This is a genomic window from Roseinatronobacter domitianus, assembly GCF_023336755.1.
Taxonomy (GTDB): Bacteria; Pseudomonadota; Alphaproteobacteria; order Rhodobacterales; family Rhodobacteraceae; genus Roseinatronobacter; species Roseinatronobacter domitianus.
Window position 1 is genome coordinate 163,569 of record NZ_JALZWP010000003.1, and the last position, 17,957, is coordinate 181,525.

Annotated in this window: 20 protein-coding genes; 5 read left to right on the forward strand and 15 right to left on the reverse strand. The window is 58.8% G+C overall.

The genetic code is table 11. The annotated features are described in order from the left end of the window. Positions 1–32: 32 nt before the first annotated feature. The 7 genes from M3N55_RS04815 to M3N55_RS04845 form a co-directional block, all read right to left on the reverse strand. On the reverse strand, positions 33–1,439 hold the full coding sequence (locus M3N55_RS04815; protein ID WP_249056924.1) for a hypothetical protein: 1,407 nt from the start codon (positions 1,437–1,439) through the stop codon (positions 33–35). Then, entirely contained in the window at positions 1,436–2,506 is a 1,071-nt protein-coding gene (locus M3N55_RS04820) for a family 8 glycosyl hydrolase (RefSeq protein ID WP_249056927.1), read from the reverse strand. The genes M3N55_RS04815 and M3N55_RS04820 overlap by 4 nt, the downstream gene beginning before the upstream one ends. Continuing rightward, positions 2,503–4,719 (reverse strand): cellulose biosynthesis cyclic di-GMP-binding regulatory protein BcsB, encoded by a 2,217-nt coding sequence (locus M3N55_RS04825; protein ID WP_249056928.1) that lies wholly within the window; start codon positions 4,717–4,719, stop codon positions 2,503–2,505. The genes M3N55_RS04820 and M3N55_RS04825 overlap by 4 nt, the downstream gene beginning before the upstream one ends. Further along, positions 4,716–7,145 carry a UDP-forming cellulose synthase catalytic subunit gene (bcsA, locus tag M3N55_RS04830; protein ID WP_249056929.1) on the reverse strand — a complete coding sequence of 810 codons (2,430 nt, stop codon included), beginning with the start codon at positions 7,143–7,145 and terminating at the stop codon, positions 4,716–4,718. The genes M3N55_RS04825 and bcsA overlap by 4 nt, the downstream gene beginning before the upstream one ends. Positions 7,146–7,166: 21 nt before the next feature. Next, positions 7,167–7,742 carry a hypothetical protein gene (locus M3N55_RS04835; RefSeq protein WP_249056931.1) on the reverse strand — a complete coding sequence of 192 codons (576 nt, stop codon included), beginning with the start codon at positions 7,740–7,742 and terminating at the stop codon, positions 7,167–7,169. 483 nt (positions 7,743–8,225) lie between these two features. Further along, positions 8,226–8,705 carry a dihydrofolate reductase gene (locus M3N55_RS04840; protein WP_249056933.1) on the reverse strand — a complete coding sequence of 160 codons (480 nt, stop codon included), beginning with the start codon at positions 8,703–8,705 and terminating at the stop codon, positions 8,226–8,228. Then, positions 8,705–9,484 (reverse strand): thymidylate synthase, encoded by a 780-nt coding sequence (locus tag M3N55_RS04845; RefSeq protein ID WP_249056934.1) that lies wholly within the window; start codon positions 9,482–9,484, stop codon positions 8,705–8,707. The genes M3N55_RS04840 and M3N55_RS04845 overlap by 1 nt, the downstream gene beginning before the upstream one ends. Before the next feature lie 132 nt (positions 9,485–9,616). Between M3N55_RS04845 and M3N55_RS04850 the strand changes: the two genes are divergently transcribed. Beyond that, a complete protein-coding gene (locus tag M3N55_RS04850) occupies positions 9,617–10,039 on the forward strand; it encodes a VOC family protein (RefSeq protein ID WP_249056936.1) in 423 nt (140 codons plus the stop codon). Between the two features lie 4 nt (positions 10,040–10,043). Here M3N55_RS04850 and M3N55_RS04855 read toward each other — a convergent pair whose 3' ends face one another. Continuing rightward, positions 10,044–10,880 carry an ExeA family protein gene (locus M3N55_RS04855; protein WP_249056938.1) on the reverse strand — a complete coding sequence of 279 codons (837 nt, stop codon included), beginning with the start codon at positions 10,878–10,880 and terminating at the stop codon, positions 10,044–10,046. A 447-nt stretch (positions 10,881–11,327) separates the two neighbouring features. Between M3N55_RS04855 and M3N55_RS04860 the strand changes: the two genes are divergently transcribed. Both M3N55_RS04860 and M3N55_RS04865 read left to right on the forward strand, forming a co-directional pair. Next, the gene (locus M3N55_RS04860; protein WP_249056940.1) at positions 11,328–12,023 is read left to right on the forward strand and encodes a sugar transferase; all 696 of its coding nucleotides are present in this window, start codon (positions 11,328–11,330) and stop codon (positions 12,021–12,023) included. Between the two features lie 114 nt (positions 12,024–12,137). Then, the gene (locus M3N55_RS04865; protein ID WP_249056942.1) at positions 12,138–12,788 is read left to right on the forward strand and encodes a rhomboid family intramembrane serine protease; all 651 of its coding nucleotides are present in this window, start codon (positions 12,138–12,140) and stop codon (positions 12,786–12,788) included. On the opposite strand, the gene tpiA is transcribed toward M3N55_RS04865, so the two are convergent. The 5 genes from tpiA to hslU form a co-directional block, all read right to left on the reverse strand. Then, positions 12,785–13,513 (reverse strand): triose-phosphate isomerase, encoded by a 729-nt coding sequence (tpiA, locus tag M3N55_RS04870; protein WP_249056944.1) that lies wholly within the window; start codon positions 13,511–13,513, stop codon positions 12,785–12,787. The two genes, M3N55_RS04865 and tpiA, sit on opposite strands and share 4 nt — an antisense overlap. A 56-nt stretch (positions 13,514–13,569) precedes the next feature. Then, positions 13,570–13,962: a HesB/IscA family protein gene (locus tag M3N55_RS04875; RefSeq protein WP_249056946.1), complete on the reverse strand. Its 393-nt coding sequence runs from the start codon at positions 13,960–13,962 to the stop codon at positions 13,570–13,572. A 1-nt stretch (position 13,963) separates the two neighbouring features. Next, positions 13,964–14,527 (reverse strand): sugar O-acetyltransferase, encoded by a 564-nt coding sequence (locus M3N55_RS04880; RefSeq protein WP_249056947.1) that lies wholly within the window; start codon positions 14,525–14,527, stop codon positions 13,964–13,966. Then, positions 14,527–14,877 carry an SUF system Fe-S cluster assembly protein gene (locus tag M3N55_RS04885; RefSeq protein ID WP_249056949.1) on the reverse strand — a complete coding sequence of 117 codons (351 nt, stop codon included), beginning with the start codon at positions 14,875–14,877 and terminating at the stop codon, positions 14,527–14,529. The genes M3N55_RS04880 and M3N55_RS04885 overlap by 1 nt, the downstream gene beginning before the upstream one ends. Before the next feature lie 72 nt (positions 14,878–14,949). Beyond that, on the reverse strand, positions 14,950–16,251 hold the full coding sequence (gene hslU / locus M3N55_RS04890) for an ATP-dependent protease ATPase subunit HslU (protein ID WP_249056951.1): 1,302 nt from the start codon (positions 16,249–16,251) through the stop codon (positions 14,950–14,952). 175 nt (positions 16,252–16,426) lie between these two features. Here hslU and M3N55_RS16835 point away from each other — a divergent pair, with 175 nt between their 5' ends. Both M3N55_RS16835 and M3N55_RS04900 read left to right on the forward strand, forming a co-directional pair. After that, positions 16,427–16,729, forward strand: a complete 303-nt coding sequence (locus M3N55_RS16835; RefSeq protein ID WP_428982603.1) for a BrnT family toxin — start codon at positions 16,427–16,429, stop codon at positions 16,727–16,729. Beyond that, positions 16,665–16,961: a BrnA antitoxin family protein gene (locus tag M3N55_RS04900; protein WP_249056954.1), complete on the forward strand. Its 297-nt coding sequence runs from the start codon at positions 16,665–16,667 to the stop codon at positions 16,959–16,961. The genes M3N55_RS16835 and M3N55_RS04900 overlap by 65 nt, the downstream gene beginning before the upstream one ends. Here M3N55_RS04900 and hslV read toward each other — a convergent pair. Beyond that, entirely contained in the window at positions 16,951–17,502 is a 552-nt protein-coding gene (gene hslV, locus M3N55_RS04905) for an ATP-dependent protease subunit HslV (protein ID WP_249056956.1), read from the reverse strand. The genes M3N55_RS04900 and hslV overlap by 11 nt on opposite strands. A 101-nt stretch (positions 17,503–17,603) precedes the next feature. Then, the gene (gene trxA, locus M3N55_RS04910) at positions 17,604–17,924 is read right to left on the reverse strand and encodes a thioredoxin (RefSeq protein ID WP_249056959.1); all 321 of its coding nucleotides are present in this window, start codon (positions 17,922–17,924) and stop codon (positions 17,604–17,606) included. Positions 17,925–17,957: the final 33 nt, after the last annotated feature.

Genomic DNA, 17,957 nt, shown 5'->3' on the forward strand with positions numbered 1-17,957 from the left:
GTTTCGCGTTTCACGGGTCCGGGTCTTTGCGCTTAATTCCCAAGTGCTGCGTTCAGTCCCTGCCGGGTTTCGGCGGTTGCAAGCTGGGCATGCAAGCGTTCAAATTCGGATTTGGCCTGCACTCTTTGACCGGAATTAAGTAACGCATAGGCGCGCAAGATAGACAGGTCGCGGCGCAGCCCACCTTTCAACTGCTCTAGCGCGTTGAAATAGGCGATGGACTGGCGATAATCGCCATTGCGATACGCTTTCACGCCACGCTGGTCCAGCACGATGCTTTCGACCTCTGCGCGCTGCGTGTCGGTCAGCCGGGCGCGTGTGGCAATCTGCGCCCCCTGCTCGGTCATGTTCAGGTTAAGGTAAGACAACGCCAGCCCATAATGCGCGTCACGCCCGACATTGGGACCAATCGCATCCCCAGCCGCTGCCGAAGCTTGGAACCCGACAAGCGACTCTGTCGGGCGATCATGGCTGTAAAGGCACCATGACCGTTCATAAAGAACATCCAGCGAGCGCGGGTTCTGCGATGCCGCGATGCAGCGTGCATATTGTTCGCGTTCTTTCAGGGCACGCACCTCTGCAAGGCGCCCATCCCCGCGCACGGGCAGTCCCGATGAGTTTGTCGCCGGTGCCGAAGGCGGCGCCGCCACGGCTTGCGGGCGCGGCGCAGGAGCCGCGCGTGGTGCTGGCGCAGCCGCCGTTTGTGGTGCCGGGGCACCTCCCCCCAGCAAACGCTGTTGCAACGCATTCAATCGCGGGGTTTCCGCCCGGTTCGCAGTGCGGGCAACGTCGAACATGCTGGCCAGATCGGCCTGGCTTGCCACGGCAGAGGCCTTTTCCAACGTGGGTTCCATCTGGCTGTAGCCAGTGCAGGATTGCACGGTGTTGCGATATGTCGTGACAGCGGCGGCCGTCTGCCCGGCCAGCACATACATGTCCGACAACAGCCATGCGTTGTTGATCCGCTCGCAGCTCATAATCTGGGGCGAGCGTCGTGCTATCGCGATTGCGTCGGCCGCGTTTCGCGCAGCGGTAGCGGATGTGAACGCGTCCTGCGCCTCGTTTGTTTCCAGCACCCGCAACATGTCGGCAGGCGGTGTCCAGCCCGAGACGGCCTGACGGTTGGTGTCGATCTCACGACGCGCGGCGGCATAATCCTTGCGTTCAATAAGGCGCCAGATCGCGCCTTCGTCGACATTGGCGGTTGTCGCCTGTGGCACCAGCAAGTCGTTCATATCGGACGGCGGACGCCAATCGGGATAGGCCGCGCGCAAACGGCGCAACTCTGCGCGAGTCGCCTCGTCATCGCCTTGTTGCAGATAATAGCGCAAAGCGCGCAAATCATCGTAGCTGGCGGTTTGCGCATAGGCCGACCCGCCGGCCAGGCAGGCCAGAACAGCGGCGATCAGGGCTGGATGACGAACACGGGATCGGATCATAACGGCACACATTCCGGCAAGGTTTCATGGGCGGCGATCATTGCAAACAGGTGCAAAGTCGCCGGATAATAAGGTTGGTCAGGCGTGAATGGCGGGATGAGCGCGCCGGGTCCCGCACCTTCCGCGCAGGTGACAAGCCCAGCAATCGCTTGATATCCGGCATCGCCCGAGCTTTCGAGAACGCTGCCAGAGATTGGTTCCAACACAGTCGGCACGCCAACACCGGGCTGCACCGTTCTTGCATAAACAGCCGCCATGCGTCGCACTGCAAGATGACGCGGGATGCGCGACCAGATCAAAAATAGCGGCACGCGCAGCGCCTCATAGCCGGTATTCTCGGACAGGGTTTTCGATGCCGTAACCCCATCCGGCGACGCATCAATCCAATCCGGCACCAGACCGCCCTGAGCAAGCTGATCCAGCAGCGCCTCGCCATGCTGCGCGCAAATCGCAAGCGCGCTGACCCCGGTCACGGCGGCAACCTCGCGCATGGCGCGCGGCATGTAATAGGAGGGGTTTATCGTGACATGTGTTTCTTTGTTGAACCCAAATTGCGCGGGCAACAAAAGCGTGCGCCCCTCTGCACCCGGCATGGGCACGATACAGGTCGCCGCCAAGGCCTCGGCGATCTCTCTGGCGCGCGTCATATAGGCCCGATTGTCAAATCGCGCCGCCGCCCGCACCAGCGCCCATGCATAGAACAGATCACCATCCGACGCATTGTTGCGGTCCGGCACGGCATTGACCGTATCCGGCAACCAGCGCCAAGCCAGAAGCGGATCAGAGCGCACGGCAAGATTGCGCTCGGTCCATTGGAACATCCGGGCAAATGCCTCGGCATCGTCAAAATACGACGCCAGCACCATCCCATAGCCCTGCCCTTCGGAATGGCTGGCCTGACCTTGCAATGTATCGACCACACGGCCATCGGGCATGACAAAGCGGTCCCGCCAAGCCTGCCACAGAGGACGCGCGGTCTGGCCGAACTCTGCCATCATGGTTTGGGCCATGCTGGAACCCGCAAACATGGTTGCGGCGGTGCCAGACAAGAAATCACGTCTTTTCATGGTTTCTCTCGGGTTGAGATGACAAGCCGCAAAGCGACCAGGGCTGACGCCATGGCAAGGAATAACATCAAGAATGTGTAGAAAATCGGGCGCGCAGAGACGAAATTGCCCATTGCGGTGCGGAAATTCTGAAAGGACCATGGCTCCAGCATGATCGGACGACGATCCGGCGCGATCCAGTTGTCCCAGCGCCCGTCATAGCCAAGGATGGACACTTGCCCGCGCGGACCACGCCCATAGGCGCGCGCCCCCGCGATAGAGTTCGCGATTTGCGTAATGTCGCTATCCGGGCTGCGTAGCATCCAGATTTCGTCAGGGCGATCGGGGTCCAGATGAAACAGAACCGCTTGCCCGCGCCGTTCGGACAGCCACGCATTCAGCTGGTCGCCATTTGACGGGAAAATCCTGTCGCGCACCCAATAGACCTTGTCGAGCACAAGCGCCCAGATATTGCTCAGGGCTGCCGTAAACCCACGCTCTTGCTGCCGGCGCACGGCGAAAGGGTCATCAACCGTGCGTTGTTCGGCAAGAAGCGCCTCGTATTCCGGGGTTATCAACACCGTGTCTTCAAGCAATTTCCGATCAGCCCGATGATGCGCCATCGGAACTGCGCCCAGATCGTCGATGGAGACAAGATGCAGCGTGGACGACCGAATATCGCCACGTGCGCGGGCCAGCACAGCCGACAAGGTCAGAATGTCATTTTCGGAATAGGCGCGACCGCTCAGCTCGTTCTGGCGCAGGCTGTCCGGCGTTAGCGCGCTAAAGGCAAGGTCCATGTCCGGGATCGACATGGGCGGGCTATAGGGCACGAAGAGGCTGGACGTTTCGCCGATCTGAAGGAAGGGCTGGTCGTAGGCGGGGCATGGCAGATCAGCGGGATCGCCCGGCACCATCATTTCGAATGTCAGGGTGTTGGTGCCCGGCTGCATGATCCGTGCCTCGAAATCAATCGGGAAACGGACAATCGGTGCCCCGCCGTCGCCGCGCAACGGCAACAGGCGGACGGATTGGCCATTGACCCGGATCAGCAACAGCGAGCCCTGCGGCAACCCTTCGACATAGGCGTAATCCAGATAGATGCGGGCCTTCTCAGCCGTCAGGATCAGCCAGTCATCCGGCAGGCGAAACGGATGATTGCGGATCGCATAGCGTTGCGAAAAACTTTCGGTGTGAATGCCGAAATTGGCAAAGGTATTCTCTGCATCCGCGACAAGCAAAGAGGCGCGGTCAGCCTGCTCCTGCGGTTCCAGTTGTGGGATCTGCCCCAGCAGATCAGCCGGACGGGTGCCTTGCGCCACTTCCAGCACCATGACGCGCGCTCCGTCGCCACCAACCTGAAAACTGACGCGCGACTGCGCCGCGGGAAGGATGGTAATGCGGGCCTGTGCTGGTGTCTCGCGTTCCAGCGTCCAGTAGTCGGTGAAGGCAAAGACAACCGGCGCACCGACCAGCGACTGGTTCAACCGGCGCACAAGGGCGCGGCGCCAGTTTTCGGCCTCGGCGCCAAGGCTGTCGATACCCCGAATTTCAACCGGCGCAAGCGCTGCCGATTGCGCTGCCAGTCCCATCATGAAATCGTCAGGCCCGATTGCGCCGTTATCTGCATCTTGCACCAACCCGCTGTGGGTTAGATCAATATCGCTCCACAGGTCGAAAGACGCTTCGGGGCCACAAAATATGCGGTGCCCCTGACGGAACTCGATCTGCACCGCGTTGCGGCCTGCGCGCAATGTGCCGGGGGCAAGGATGAACTCGTCGCTGTCCTCGGACTCGAAATTGTCAAGAGACGTGCGCCCCAGATCGACCCCATTCACCAGCACCCGCATGAAGGAGCGTTCCGGCAATAGATTGATGCTGGACACGGTGACAAGTTGCAGCCGTTGGGTGCGGCCGGGATCCGCAACATAAAGGTCGAAACTGACCAATTCGCGTTCACCTGTGACCCGCGCAAGCGGTCCGTTCCGCTGCACCTGCAGATCGGTCAGGCGCAGGGGTGAAACCCATTTGCGCTGCTCCGGCGCGGTCTGATCCCCGTCCGCAGGGCCGTATTGACGCAAACGGTCGCTTGGGTCGATTCCGTCGGCCAGTTGACTGCTAAGCGGCATATCCTGCTCGGGCAGAAGGATCATCCCGCCCTGGGAAAGCGCCACGGTTGGTGCAAGCGAACATGCGAGGGCGATGGCCGACAGTATAACGGGAATCCGGATCATGCGTTCGTCCCCCGGTCAATGGGCGTGCCATAGGTTCCAGGCCGGGCAGCCCCGCGCGCCGCGCTCTCTGATCGCGTCAGCATCTGTTTCATCGGATGGACGGGCTCGCTCAACACCGGGTCGAAGGTCTCGCCAAACGCAAGGATATGCGCCGGATGATCCTCGACGATCGCCACCTCACGCTCGCGCTCTTCGGCGCGCTTGCGCCGGGCGGGTTCGTTGACGATCATGCGCATGACATGCGCCACAGAGGTAAAGGCCAAAGAGACAACATACCCCATGCCCTTCAACAGCGGCATAGGTTTGTTCCGGCTTTCGCGGACCCGTTCCCATACGGCGGAATCGCCGAAGATAAGATGCGCGATGGTTTCCCGCACGATCAGCGATTGCTCCGGGTCGTAGCGCACGCCCAAAACAACCCCGGAAGGGTCACGGCTGATATTGACCACCTGCACCCGCACCGCGTTTTCCAGATGCGGCGATTTCGGAAATTCCGGGGTAAAGTAGAACACTGTACCCTTTTCCAGCCGGGTAAGTTCGGTAAGATCGGTGTCTGGGCCGGGTATCAGCTTCAGCTTGCAGCCACTGGTCGAGGAATCGAGCACGGTTGCCGCCGTAAACGTATATTGCTCGCCCGCGCCAATCGCGGCAACGGCTGGCACATTCATCTCTACCCTTGGCACGGCACGGCGCTGGCGGCGCTCACCGATGGCCCCCAGAGCGGCAGACAGGATGATGAAATTGAAAATCGCCCATCCACCCACGATCATCAGGATGTTGTGGTCGCCAGGAAAAAGAACCCAGCGAATGGCACCTGCAAGAACGCCCAGAAGCGTGATGCCCCACAGCACAAGAAGCGGGCGGTAGATCGGCGACAGGAAGTCCTCTTCCAGCACCTCGTCCTTGGCGGTCACGTTAAACTTGGCGCCGCGCGGCCTGAAAATGGTGCGCAGCACAACGCCCGACAAATAGGGCGCCTGTGCCGTTTCATACAATTCCGAGATCAAAGGCCAGCGCACCCGCGCATAAAGCCCGTTCTGCACCATGAAGCTGATCGCCATGTAGCTTGACATGTAGACCGCGACTTCCTGAATGGTTGCGACGAAAATCTGCAACTCGAAGAACAGGTAGGCCAAGGGCGCAAGGATGAAGGTCATACGCACCAACGGGAATAACCAGAAGGTCATCGAATTCAGGTAGCACAGCCGCTGGCTTAGGCTCATCCCCTTGCGGCGCAACGGGTTTTTCAGGCGCAGAAGCTGCATCATGCCCGTGGCCCAGCGCCCGCGCTGTTCGATGAAAGAGGTAAAGGTTTCCGGCTGAAGCCCCGCGATCATGGCATGATCGACATATAGACTTTTCCACCCTTGGCTGTGAATTTCCAACGCGGTTTCGGCATCTTCGGTGATCGTCTCACCGGCGAAACCGCCCACAGAGTCGAGGGCAGCGCGGCGCAGAACAGACGCAGAGCCACAAAAGAAAGCACCGCCCCAGCGGTCAAGACCCTTATGGCCCTGATGGTAGAACATCTCGTTTTCCGGCGGGCAATCCGCGCGCAAACCGATATTGCGGTCCACGGGGTCCGGGTTCAGGAAGAAATGGGGCGTTTGAACAAGAAACAGCTTTGGGTCGACGACAAAATACCCAACCGTGCGCGCAAGGAAATCCCGCGCCGGGACGTGGTCGGCATCGAACACCACGACCAAATCGCCATCCAGCCGCTCCAGTGCCGCAGACATGTTCCCGGCCTTGGCGTTGATGTTGCGCTCACGGGTAGAATAAACGATGCCCAGCTCTGCGCACAGTGCCTGCAAATCGGCCCGGCGCTTGCGTGCAGCCTGCGCCTTTACCGGATCATCACTGTTACAACGTTCATCGGTGCCGCCATCATCGCACAAGACAACCGTGCGCTTGTTCTGCGGGTAGTGCATGTTCTTGGCCGCCGACAACGTAACCGAAAGCATCTCGATCGGCTCGTTATAGCTGGGCACCAGAATATCGACCGTTGGCAAACTGGATGCGGCCACCTTGGGCGGCAACTTCCGCTCTACTGGATCGGCGGTGATGAACGAACTGACAAAGAACACGCAGATCGCATAGGTCTCGACAATGAACAACGCCACTGCGATGGCAAAAGACAAGGGTTCATCAATCGGCGGCAGGGTCGAGGTGACGCGCCAGAACCAATAGCGCATCACGATTGCTGACGCGATCGCCAGCAATGCGAAGCGCGCAACGATGGATTTCATGGTAAAGGGTTTGAGAACCGCAACGCCCAGCACTGCGAAAAGGCCTAAGGCCCCCTGCACCGCGTTCGAAGTCGGAATACTGGACAAAAATGCGAGCGGAATGACAATCGCAAACCACAGAAATGCGAGGAAAATCTCGCCCGGCTTCAGCCGCCTGTTGGCAATAAGCAAACTCATAAACTAGGCTCCAAAATAAGGTTAACCCGGCAATCCAAGGCCGAACGCACTCGTACCAATCGGGGCTAGGGCACGTTCGACCGTCCCCGATACACAGTTTCTCATCATGATATCCAAAGCACCGGTGCCGCGCGGCAAGGCGCGGCTCGCGGTTTGGGTCCGGCGAAATGCCAGAACGCAGACCACATCGCCACCAGGGCGGATGGTCGAATAGGTAATGTCGCCAAAGCTGTCAGTTGTCGCGGTCAACGCGCCTTCGGAAATACCCGCAAACGGGCTGGGGGCGCCGCCGAACTGCATAAGTTGCTCGCTCAGAACAAACCTTGTGCCACGCGCAAGGCTACCCTGCTGGGCGCGCAGCATGATGACGTTTTCACCGGCAAGCGATGTCGGGTTCGGCAAGGTGATACGTTGCTCTATCGCACCGCCAAGGTCACGCTCCATGACCAACATGGCCGACGGGACACTGACAAAGGCGCGCGATGCAGGAACAACGCGAAACTCTGTCACGGCCTCTGCCAGTTCGGTCGGGCTGTCGGTATTTCCCGGCAGACGGATACCGCAAGCCGACAGCGCGACAAGCCCGGTCAACAGCATAACAAGGCGCATTGCGCTGAAAGAAAACTTTGCCCCTGCGGAGGCTACTGGAAAATAAAGCTGCATTGTTCTGCCCGATCACGGAACAGGGCACCTAGCCGAGCACCGCCACCAGGGACGGTCTGCGCACACACGCAATTGCTCTGGTCAAGTGACCTGCACATAGGTTGCCTCTGTCTCTGCCTCTGTGGGTATCCTTCTTTCGGGATACGCCATCGCCCTTTTGATAGGGTTTTGTCTAATTAGAGTGATATTACCGAATTGTCAGGGTTGTGGCAACATTCCATCGAATTGAGGGCAACTGGCACCATCCCGGCGCGTCGACTCAGCTTGAGCGGGAATAAATCCTGTGGCGGATACATTAATAAGAGAACCGCGAAGCCTAGATTATCGCATATTTGGTGGCGGGCTCCACCCAACCGCAACATGCGGTGTGCTTGTCCATTTGACACGCCTGTTGCCCATTGGACACAAGCAGCAGGGTCACGCGCGCAGATACTCTTGCAGGCGGCAACCAGGGTCGGCGCTACGCAATTGAAACTCCGCGTTTTTACGCCATGCGTCAAGGGCTACGGGCGGGAAGAACGTATCGGCATCAGGGATGTCGAGCGCAACCTCCGTTATCAGCAACCTATCCGCCAAAGGCAGGAACGCGCTATATATTCCCGCCCCCCCAATCGCATAGACCCGCGCATAGCCCGCATTGGTGGCTATGTCTTGCGCTGTCGCCAAGGTTGCGGTGCGCACACCCTCTTGCGTCAGCGGGCGCGAAGTGACGACAATGTTCAACCGCCTTGGCAAAGGCCGTTTCGGCAGGCTCTCCCAAGTATTGCGCCCCATGATAAGCGCGCCACCCAAAGTTTCGCGCTGGAAAAAGGCCAGATCTTCGGGGGCAGTCCATGGAATTGTATTGCCACGCCCGATGGCCCCATTGCGCGCCCGTGCCACAATCAAGGTCAACATCAGACTGCCACCGGAGCCTTGATCGCCGGGTGCGGATCATAGCCCTCGATCCGAAAATCATCGAAGGTGAAATCGAAAATACTATCGGGTGTGCGCAGTATTTCCATGCGCGGCAAGGGGCGCAAGGTCCGCGACAACTGAGTTTGCACCTGCTCCATATGGTTGGAATAGATATGCGCGTCGCCCATCGTATGCACGAAGGTTCCCGGCTCCAGATCACAGACCCGTGCCAACATCATCTGCAACAACGCATAAGAGGCAATGTTGAACGGCACACCAAGGAACATATCGGCCGATCGCTGATAAAGCTGCAAATGCAACTTGCCGGCCAAAACCCGCACCTGCCACAGCGTATGGCAAGGCGGAAGCGCCATGTCGGGCACATCTGCCGGGTTCCAAGCCGACACGATCAAGCGGCGGCTGTCGGGAGAGGTCTTGATCTGCTGCACCAATGTCGCGATCTGATCCACACCGCCGAAATTGCGCCATTGCTGGCCATAGACCGGCCCAAGATCGCCGGTTTCATCGGCCCATTCATCCCAGATCGAGACGCCATTGGCTTTCAAATACCCGATATTCGTGTCACCAGACAGAAACCAAAGCAGTTCGTGAATGACAGATTTAAGATGCACGCGCTTGGTCGTGACAAGCGGGAACCCATCGGCCAGATCATAGCGCATGCTCAACCCAAAGACTGACAGAGTGCCAGTGCCAGTGCGGTCATCGCTGGGCGTGCCATGCTCCAGAATATAGCGCAAACCGTCCAGATATTGCTGCATAGCTCTGCCCATCCACATTATACTGTGATTTTTTTAACAATGCCCGGATTCGGCGCGCTTGAAAAGCCCCTGTCACGGGGTTGAACGCAACGCGAAAGGTCATACCTGCCTCGCAGAACAAGGAGAGATGATATGCGCTATCTGCACACAATGGTTCGGGTCAAGGATCTTGACGCCTCCATGGCGTTTTACAAACTGCTCGGGCTAGAGGAAATCCGCCGCCACGACAGCGAAGGTGGCCGGTTTTCACTGATCTTCATGGCACCGCCCGGACAGCCCGAATGCCCGGTTGAACTGACATGGAACTGGGACGGAGATGAGGCGCTGCCTTCGGACAGCCGTCATTTCGGACATTTAGCCTATGAGGTCGAAGACATTCACGCAACCTGCCAGCATCTGATGGACAATGGCGTCACGATAAACCGTCCGCCACGCGACGGGCACATGGCTTTCGTCCGCTCACCCGACAATATTTCGATCGAACTTCTGCAAAAGGGGGAATCCCTCGCGCCAGCAGAGCCTTGGGCCAGCATGGGCAATACCGGCCATTGGTAAGGTGTCAGTCCCGCACAGGGGCAAAGAAAATGCCATCGTCCAGCACCGCTTGGACGGTGGCACGCTTCACCACCTGATCGCCTTGGGCGAACGCATAGGTCAGTGACATGTCACACAGCTGGTTTATCAGGCGCGGCACGCCTCCCGTCACTTCATGAATGACCATGACCGCCTGCTTGCTGAAGATATTGGGCTTGCCACCCGCCACTTTAAGGCGGTGCGAAACATAGTGCAGCACGGTTTCAGGCTGCATATACGGAAGATGGTAATTTGCTGCGACACGCTGGGCAAACTGCACCAATTCGCGGCGACGGACATGATCGCGCAATTCTGGCTGACCGATCAGGAAAAGCTGCAAGACCTCTTCCTTGCCAAGGTTGATATTGGTCAACATGCGCAACTCTTCCAGCGCCTCTAGCGACAGGTTCTGCGCCTCGTCAATGACCAGCAGCACCCGCCGCCCTTCGTTGAATTCCTGGATCAAGAATTCCTGCACCTTCAGGAACTTGGATTCGTCGCTTAGATCGCTCTGCGTCAGCTCCGGCAGCAGCCATTGCAAAATCTCGCGGGTGTTGGGACGCGTATTCGTGACCAGCGCGATGGACAGACTGTCATCGTCATCAGCCTCTTCAATGAAATGCTGCAAAAGCACGGTCTTGCCCGCACCGATCTCGCCGGTCAGCAGGGTGATGGGCGCGCGTGTCGACAGGCCATATTGCAGCATGGCATAGGCACCGCGCGCGGTATCGGACCAGAACAGGAATTCGGGATCGGGCGTCAGGGAAAACGGCCGTTGCTTGAACGAGAAATGCTCCAGATACGACGAAAATCCATGTGCCATAATGCTTCTGCCCCTTGCGACGATACCCGCAGATCATGCGATACTGTTTCGACATGACGAAATTTAAGCGTAAACGCGGCAAACGCGTGGCATCGTTTTCGCAGCTTTCGGCGCTGACGCTGTGCAAGTCAATCCCATTGCAATCGAATCGTTTCCAGATGGGCACCGTGACATGCCGATGGCCAAACTGCGCGACCGGGCCTCTTGGAAACAAATTGTAAACACGCGTAGCTTTGTCCACCAAAGAATAACAATCGAACACGATTCATGTGTCAGCCCCCCGCAGTTCACTCTTTTTTAATGAAAAAACGCAAGGTTAAGGGTAAGTTAAAGTTGTGTCCGACCAAGACCATAATCATGCCACGAAAACTTGGCTTGATGCGAGGACCGCAAGTGTTGCGGCCCAAGTTGAAAGTAGCATGAGTACGATGGGTAAGGGTAAAAAGCATGACAATGACGTTTCAACATAACAAGATGGAGGCCACGCAAGTGGTGGCCAAAGACAACTACGACCAGACGATCAATGCGGACGGGTTCTACGTCCGCTATGGAAAGCGGGTCTTGGACCTTGCCATCGTCCTCGCGTCCTTGCCGATTGTTATTCCTGTGCTGCTGGTCTGCGCCCTTGCAAACCTCCTGACGCGCAATCCGATTTTCTATACCCAATTGCGCCTTGGCCAACATGGCCAAATCTTCCGCATCTGGAAACTGTCGACGATGCATCCGAACGCTGACAAACTTCTGGAAGATCTGCTGGCGAACGACCCGGAGCGCGCGCGCGAATGGCAAAGCACGCAAAAACTGAAGGATGACCCTAGGATTACACGGGTCGGGGCGTTTCTACGCCGTACCTCTATCGACGAAATTCCGCAGCTTTTCAACGTTTTGAAAGGCGATATGAGCTTGCTCGGCCCGCGCCCGATGATGCTGGATCAGATCGAACTTTACGGCCCGACACTCGATGTTTATCTTTCCATGAAGCCGGGGATCTCGGGCAAATGGCAGGTGTCCGAGCGCAATGACGCCCATTTCCGGCGCCGTGCCCAGATCGACGTGGAATATGCGTCTGACCTAACCCTTGGCACCGATCTGAAACTTGTCTTGGAAACCATTCGGACCCTAATTCGCAGCACGGGTTACTAACACCAGATGCGCCCTGACATTCGGTCCTCTACGACGGTGAGTCGGTCTGTGCGGGTGGTCCGGCCCACGCAGGATGACTTGCAAATTGTGGAAGAGAGTGTCAAAGCCGCGCTTATGGCTCCGCGCAACATTGTTTTCCCGACAGTCACGAACACGCCAGCAGTGCTCTGGCTGGTTGCTCTGACATGCGCGCCCGAAATCCTGCTCACTTTGGGTGAATCCGGGTTGTTGGGATTTGAACGCTTGCGTGGCGTATTTCTGATGTATGGTGCCTTTTGGGATGGCTTGCTGCGCGGATGGGAACCTGTTTACCCCGGCCAGCAAATTGCGATGTTTTTCACATATGCCGCCTTGCATGGCAGCTTTATCCACCTGCTCGGCAACATGGTTGCGGTGCTGGCACTTGGTGGCATCGTGGTTGCACGGGTCGGCGGAGGCGGTTTCTTGCTGCTTTACGCAGTCAGCGTCTTCACCGGCGGCATGGGCTATGCCCTGCTGTCGAATGCCGATGCACCCATGGTCGGCGCGTCCGGCGCGGTCTTTGGCCTGATTGGCGCGTGGAAGTTCTGGGAATGGCAGTTGCGCCACCATCTGGGCAGCCCAATGCGACCGCTGTGGCGGTCCTTGCTTGGGCTTGCGGTTTTGAATGTGGTGCTGTGGTTAATGCTGTCGGGCATGCTGGCATGGGAAGCGCATCTTGGTGGCTTCGTGGGTGGCGTGCTGTTTGCCGCTATCGCCACCCCCACACTTCGTTACCGCATCTAGGCCGCGTCCAAGGCCGCGATGATCGCGCCGAAATCGCTGGCTTTCAAAGACGCGCCACCGACAAGTGCGCCATCAACATTCGCCAGCGCAAAAATATCTGCTGCATTGCCGGGCTTCACAGACCCACCATATAGCAGCGACATCTCGGCGTCGGGGACCGCCGCGCGCAATGCGTCATGCACTTCGGCAATCTGCTCCAACGTGGGCGTGCGGCCCGTGCCAATGGCCCAGACTGGCTCATAAGCGATAACAGTGTTGCCTGCATTCGCGCCATCCGGGACAGACTCGAGCAACTGGCCCAGCACCACTTCCAACGTGGTGCCCGCGTCGCGCTGTGCCTCGGTCTCTCCCACACAAATGATCGCTGTCAGACCCGCCTCCTGCGCGGCGCGTGCCTTGGCGGCAACCAGATCAGAGCCTTCACCATGGTCAGCACGCCGCTCGGAATGCCCCAGAATAACATGGCGCGCGCCAGCGTCAGCCAACATGTCTGCCGACAGATCGCCGGTATGCGCGCCGCTCTTGGCCGTATGGCAATCCTGCCCGCCCACGAGCAGGCGGCTGCCTTGTGCAAGATCAGCCATCGGCGCAAGCAGCGTGGCCGGCGGACAGATCAGCATTCCGCAGTCCGGGTCCGGGTGGGCCGCGATCAACGCGCGCATCTCGTCCAGATCGGCGCGCAGACCGTTCATCTTCCAGTTACCGGCGACGAGTTTGCAAGGCATTGGCGTTCCTCCTGTTGGTCTTGCACAGGGATACGCCCCACCGCGCGGCGATGCAATCAGCCTTGCGCGCGGGCGGCGTTCATACGCTCTGTCAGGGTATCCACGTCATCGAATTTGATGGACTCACCACAGCCGCAAGCATCGGTCACATTCGGGTTGCGAAACTTGAATGCACTTTCCAAAAGCCCCGTCTCGTAGTCGATTTCGGTGCCAAACAGGAACATCTGCGCCATGGGTGCAATCAGCACGCGCGCACCATCCTGCTCGATCACTTCTTCATGTTCGCCCACGTCCTGTGCGGTCTCCATGGTGTATTCCATGCCCGCGCAGCCGCCCTTCTTCACGCCCACGCGCAGCCCCTTGGCGCCCTCGCGTTCCATCAGACGTGTGATCTGCCGCACAGCGGCGGGTGTCATCGTTACCGGGGATTTTCCGGGAATGCCAAACATGTCAGCTCTCTTTCCGTTTCTGTTGCCGCGCGGGATTGCCCATCACGGTCGCGCCCGCAGGCACATCGCGCGTGACCACCGCGCCGGCGGCAATAATTGCCCCATCTCCCACCGTAACGCCGGGTAGGATAATCGCGCCACCACCGATCCAGACATCAGCCCCGATGGTGATGGGACGGCCCCATTCGACAGCCTTGGCACGCGATGCCGCATCGCGCGGGTGGTCTGCCGTCAGGATCTGCACATTCGGCCCGATCTGGGTGCGCGCGCCGATATGCACGGGGCACACATCCAGCACGACAAGGTTGAAATTCGCGAAACAGCCCGGCCCGAAATGGATATTCATGCCATAATCGACATGGAACGGTGCGCGAATGACCGCCCCATTCCAGCTGCCCAGAAGCGATTGCAAAATCTCTGCGCGCTGCGGGTCGCCCATGATGGTTTGGTTATAATCCCGCATCAAACCTTGCGCGCGCTTGCGGATGGCCACCAATTCCGGGCAGCCCGGGTCATAAGGCGCGCCCGATTGCATCTTGTCACGTTCGGACAAGACAATTTCCATCACATGAACCCCAGTTCCAGCCGCGCTTCGTCCGACATCATATCCATGCCCCATTGTGGGTCGAAGGTCATTTCCACATTCACCGATTGCACGCCAGGCACGGGTTCCATGGCGTTCGCAACCCAGCCGGGCATTTCACCCGCCACCGGGCAGCCGGGCGCCGTCAGGGTCATGATGACCTCAACTTCGCCAGCGTCTGAAATCGTGATGGTGTAGATCAGCCCCAGATCAAAGATATTGACCGGAATTTCCGGGTCGTAGACCGTTTTACACGCCTCGACCAATGGCTCATACAGCGGGTGTTCGGTGCTGGAGGGCTTTATCAGCAGATCGCCTTCATCTTGTGGCATGGCACGGCCTTTCCTTTGGCTGCCTCTATTTCCTGACCGATTATATAGGAAAATCCCCCAACCCGTCCAGTGCTACAAAACATAACGGCTCAGATCGGCCGAGCGCGACAGATCGCCGATATTCTGCTCCACGAAAGCGGCATCCACCACAACGGCTTGGCCCGAGCGGTCGGGCGCATGGAACGACAATTCCTCGAACACGCGCTCCATCACCGTATACAAGCGCCGCGCGCCGATATTCTCGACCGATTGGTTGACCTCGGCGGCTATGCGCGCAAGTGCTGCGATCCCGTCCTCGGCAAAGCTCACTTCGACCTCCTCTGTGCCCATCAAAGCCTTGTATTGCCGCGTCAGAGCATTGTCGGTTTCGGTCAGAATTCGCACGAAATCGGCTTCTGTCAAAGGCCGCAACTCTACCCGGATCGGCAGGCGCCCTTGCAGTTCCGGCAGCAGGTCGGACGGCTTTGCAACGTGGAAAGCACCCGATGCGATGAACAGAATATGATCGGTCTTTACCGGCCCGTGCTTGGTGGTGACGGTCGTGCCCTCGATCAGCGGCAGCAGGTCGCGCTGCACGCCTTCGCGGCTCACATCGCCGCCGCGCGCATCGGCCCGCGCACAGACCTTGTCAATCTCATCCAGAAAAACAATGCCGTTTTCCTGCACCGACTCTAGTGCGGCCAGCTTCACCGCCTCGTCATCGAGCAGCTTGTCGGCCTCCTCCGCGATCAGCAGATCATGGCTTTCCCGAACTGTGACTTTCTTGCGCGTGGTGCGCCCGCCCAGCGCCTTGCCGAACAATTCACCGATATTCATCATCTGAGGCGGCTGGCCCGGCATGTCGAACATCCCCCCCATCGGGTTGGATGTGTCGGCAATCTCGATGTCGATTTCCGTATCGTCAAGCTCGCCCGCCAGCAGCTTGCGGCGGAACATCTCACGCGTGGCCTCACGGGCATCTTTACCGGCAATCGCCTCGATCACGCGGTCCTCGGCGGCCTTGTGCGCGCGCGCCTTCACGGCCTCGCGCATTTGCTCGCGGGTCTGGGCAATCGCGGCGTCGGCCAGATCACGGATGATCTGCTCCACATCGCGGCCAACATAGCCCACTTCGGTAAATTTCGTCGCCTCGACCTTGATAAAAGGCGCTTTCGCAAGCTTCGCCAAGCGGCGGCTGATCTCGGTCTTGCCCACCCCGGTCGGGCCGATCATCAGGATGTTCTTGGGGTAGACCTCATCGCGCAGTTCCGGCGCCAGTTGCTTGCGCCGCCAGCGGCTCCGCAATGCCACAGCCACAGCACGCTTGGCGTCCTTCTGGCCAATGATGAAGCGGTCCAATTCAGACACAATCTCGCGCGGGGTCAGGTCGGTCATGGTGCGTCCCTTCTGGTGTTCCTGCTCAGATAGAGGCTTGAAGGGTGAAATTGAAGGGGTTGCGGAATGTGTGGGCGATGTGTATATACAATTTGGGCCTCAAAAGAAGGCAAATGACTTGGATAGGGGAAGCCCATGCGACAAAACATCAGTTTCATGCAGTTAAGGAAAACGAATGACACCCCCATTCGAATGGGACGAAAGCAAACGTCTCAAAACCATCGAAAAACACGGCATCGACTTCCTTGACGTCATCAGCATTTTTGACAGCCCGCACCTGATTATCCCCGCCCGAAGCGATACCGAAGACCGCTTCGCCGCAATCGCGGATTGGAACGGGATTATGGTTGCAGTGTTCTTTACGATCCGCGGAGAGACGATCCGCATCATCACCGCCCGGAGGGCACGGAGACATGAGCGAGACCTCTATCAAAACCTACACACTGGACGAGATTCGCCAGATCAAAGGCCGCACTGATTGGGACGCGCTTCGGCGCGCGGAAGAGCTTGGGCTGGAACCCGAGCGCAACGAAGATGAATTCGAAGTCGACTGGACACGCGCCAAGCTGGTTACGCCAGAGCCGAAAAAGGCGATTTCGCTGCGTGTCGACCCGGACGTGCTGGAGTTCTTCAAATCGCAAGGCGCAGGCTATCAAACCCGCATGAACGCGGTTCTGCGCGCGTGGATGGATGCGCAGCTTAAGCGCTAATCTTCTCCACCGTCAGATTTCCGTTGGTATAGACGCAAATATCCGCCGCAATCGCCATGGCGCGGCGCGCGACGTCTTCGGCACCCATCTCGGTCGCCATCAACCCGCGCGCGGCGGCCAGGGCAAAATTCCCCCCCGACCCGATCGCAGCAATGTCATGCTCCGGTTCCAACACGTCGCCCGCGCCGGTAATCACGAACAGGTCGCGCCCATCGGTTACGATCAGCATGGCTTCCAGTTTTTGCAAATATTTGTCGGTGCGCCAGTCTTTCGCCAAATCCACAGACGCGCGTGCCAATTGCCCCGGCGTCGCTTCCAGTTTGGCTTCAAGCCGTTCCAGCAAGGTAAACGCATCGGCGGTGGACCCGGCAAACCCCGCCACCACGTCATAGCCGCCGGGTGACAGGCGGCGCACCTTGCGCGCGCTGCCCTTTATCACGGTCTGGCCAAGCGACACTTGCCCATCCCCTGCGACAACGACCTCGCCGCCCCTGCGAACTGCCACAATGGTCGTGCCATGCCAGCCGGGAAACTCGGTCATCGCGCCCTCTTCATCTTGCAAAAAATACTCCCGCCGGAGGCATCCGCCGTGTGGCCGGATGCGACCGGCAGGGTTTGGGGACCAAACAGCCCCCAAAAAGTTCAGATTGCGCCGTCGATCCAGGATTGCAACGCCGATTTCGGGGCTGCACCGACCTTGTTCGACACCGGCTGGCCGTCCTTGAACAGGAACAACGCGGGGATACCGCGAATGCCCATGGACGCTGCAGTGTTCGGGTTTTCGTCCACGTTCACTTTGGCAATCTTGATCTTGTCGCCATATTCGGCGGCCAGCTCTTCCAAAGCCGGGCCGATCTGCTTGCACGGGCCGCACCACTCGGCCCAAAAATCAACCACGACAGGAATATCGGACTGGCGCACTTCCGCGTCGAAGGTGGCATCGGTAACTGCAACTGTGGGCATTGGCCCCTCCATAGGTTTGCTTCTCTGAACCTC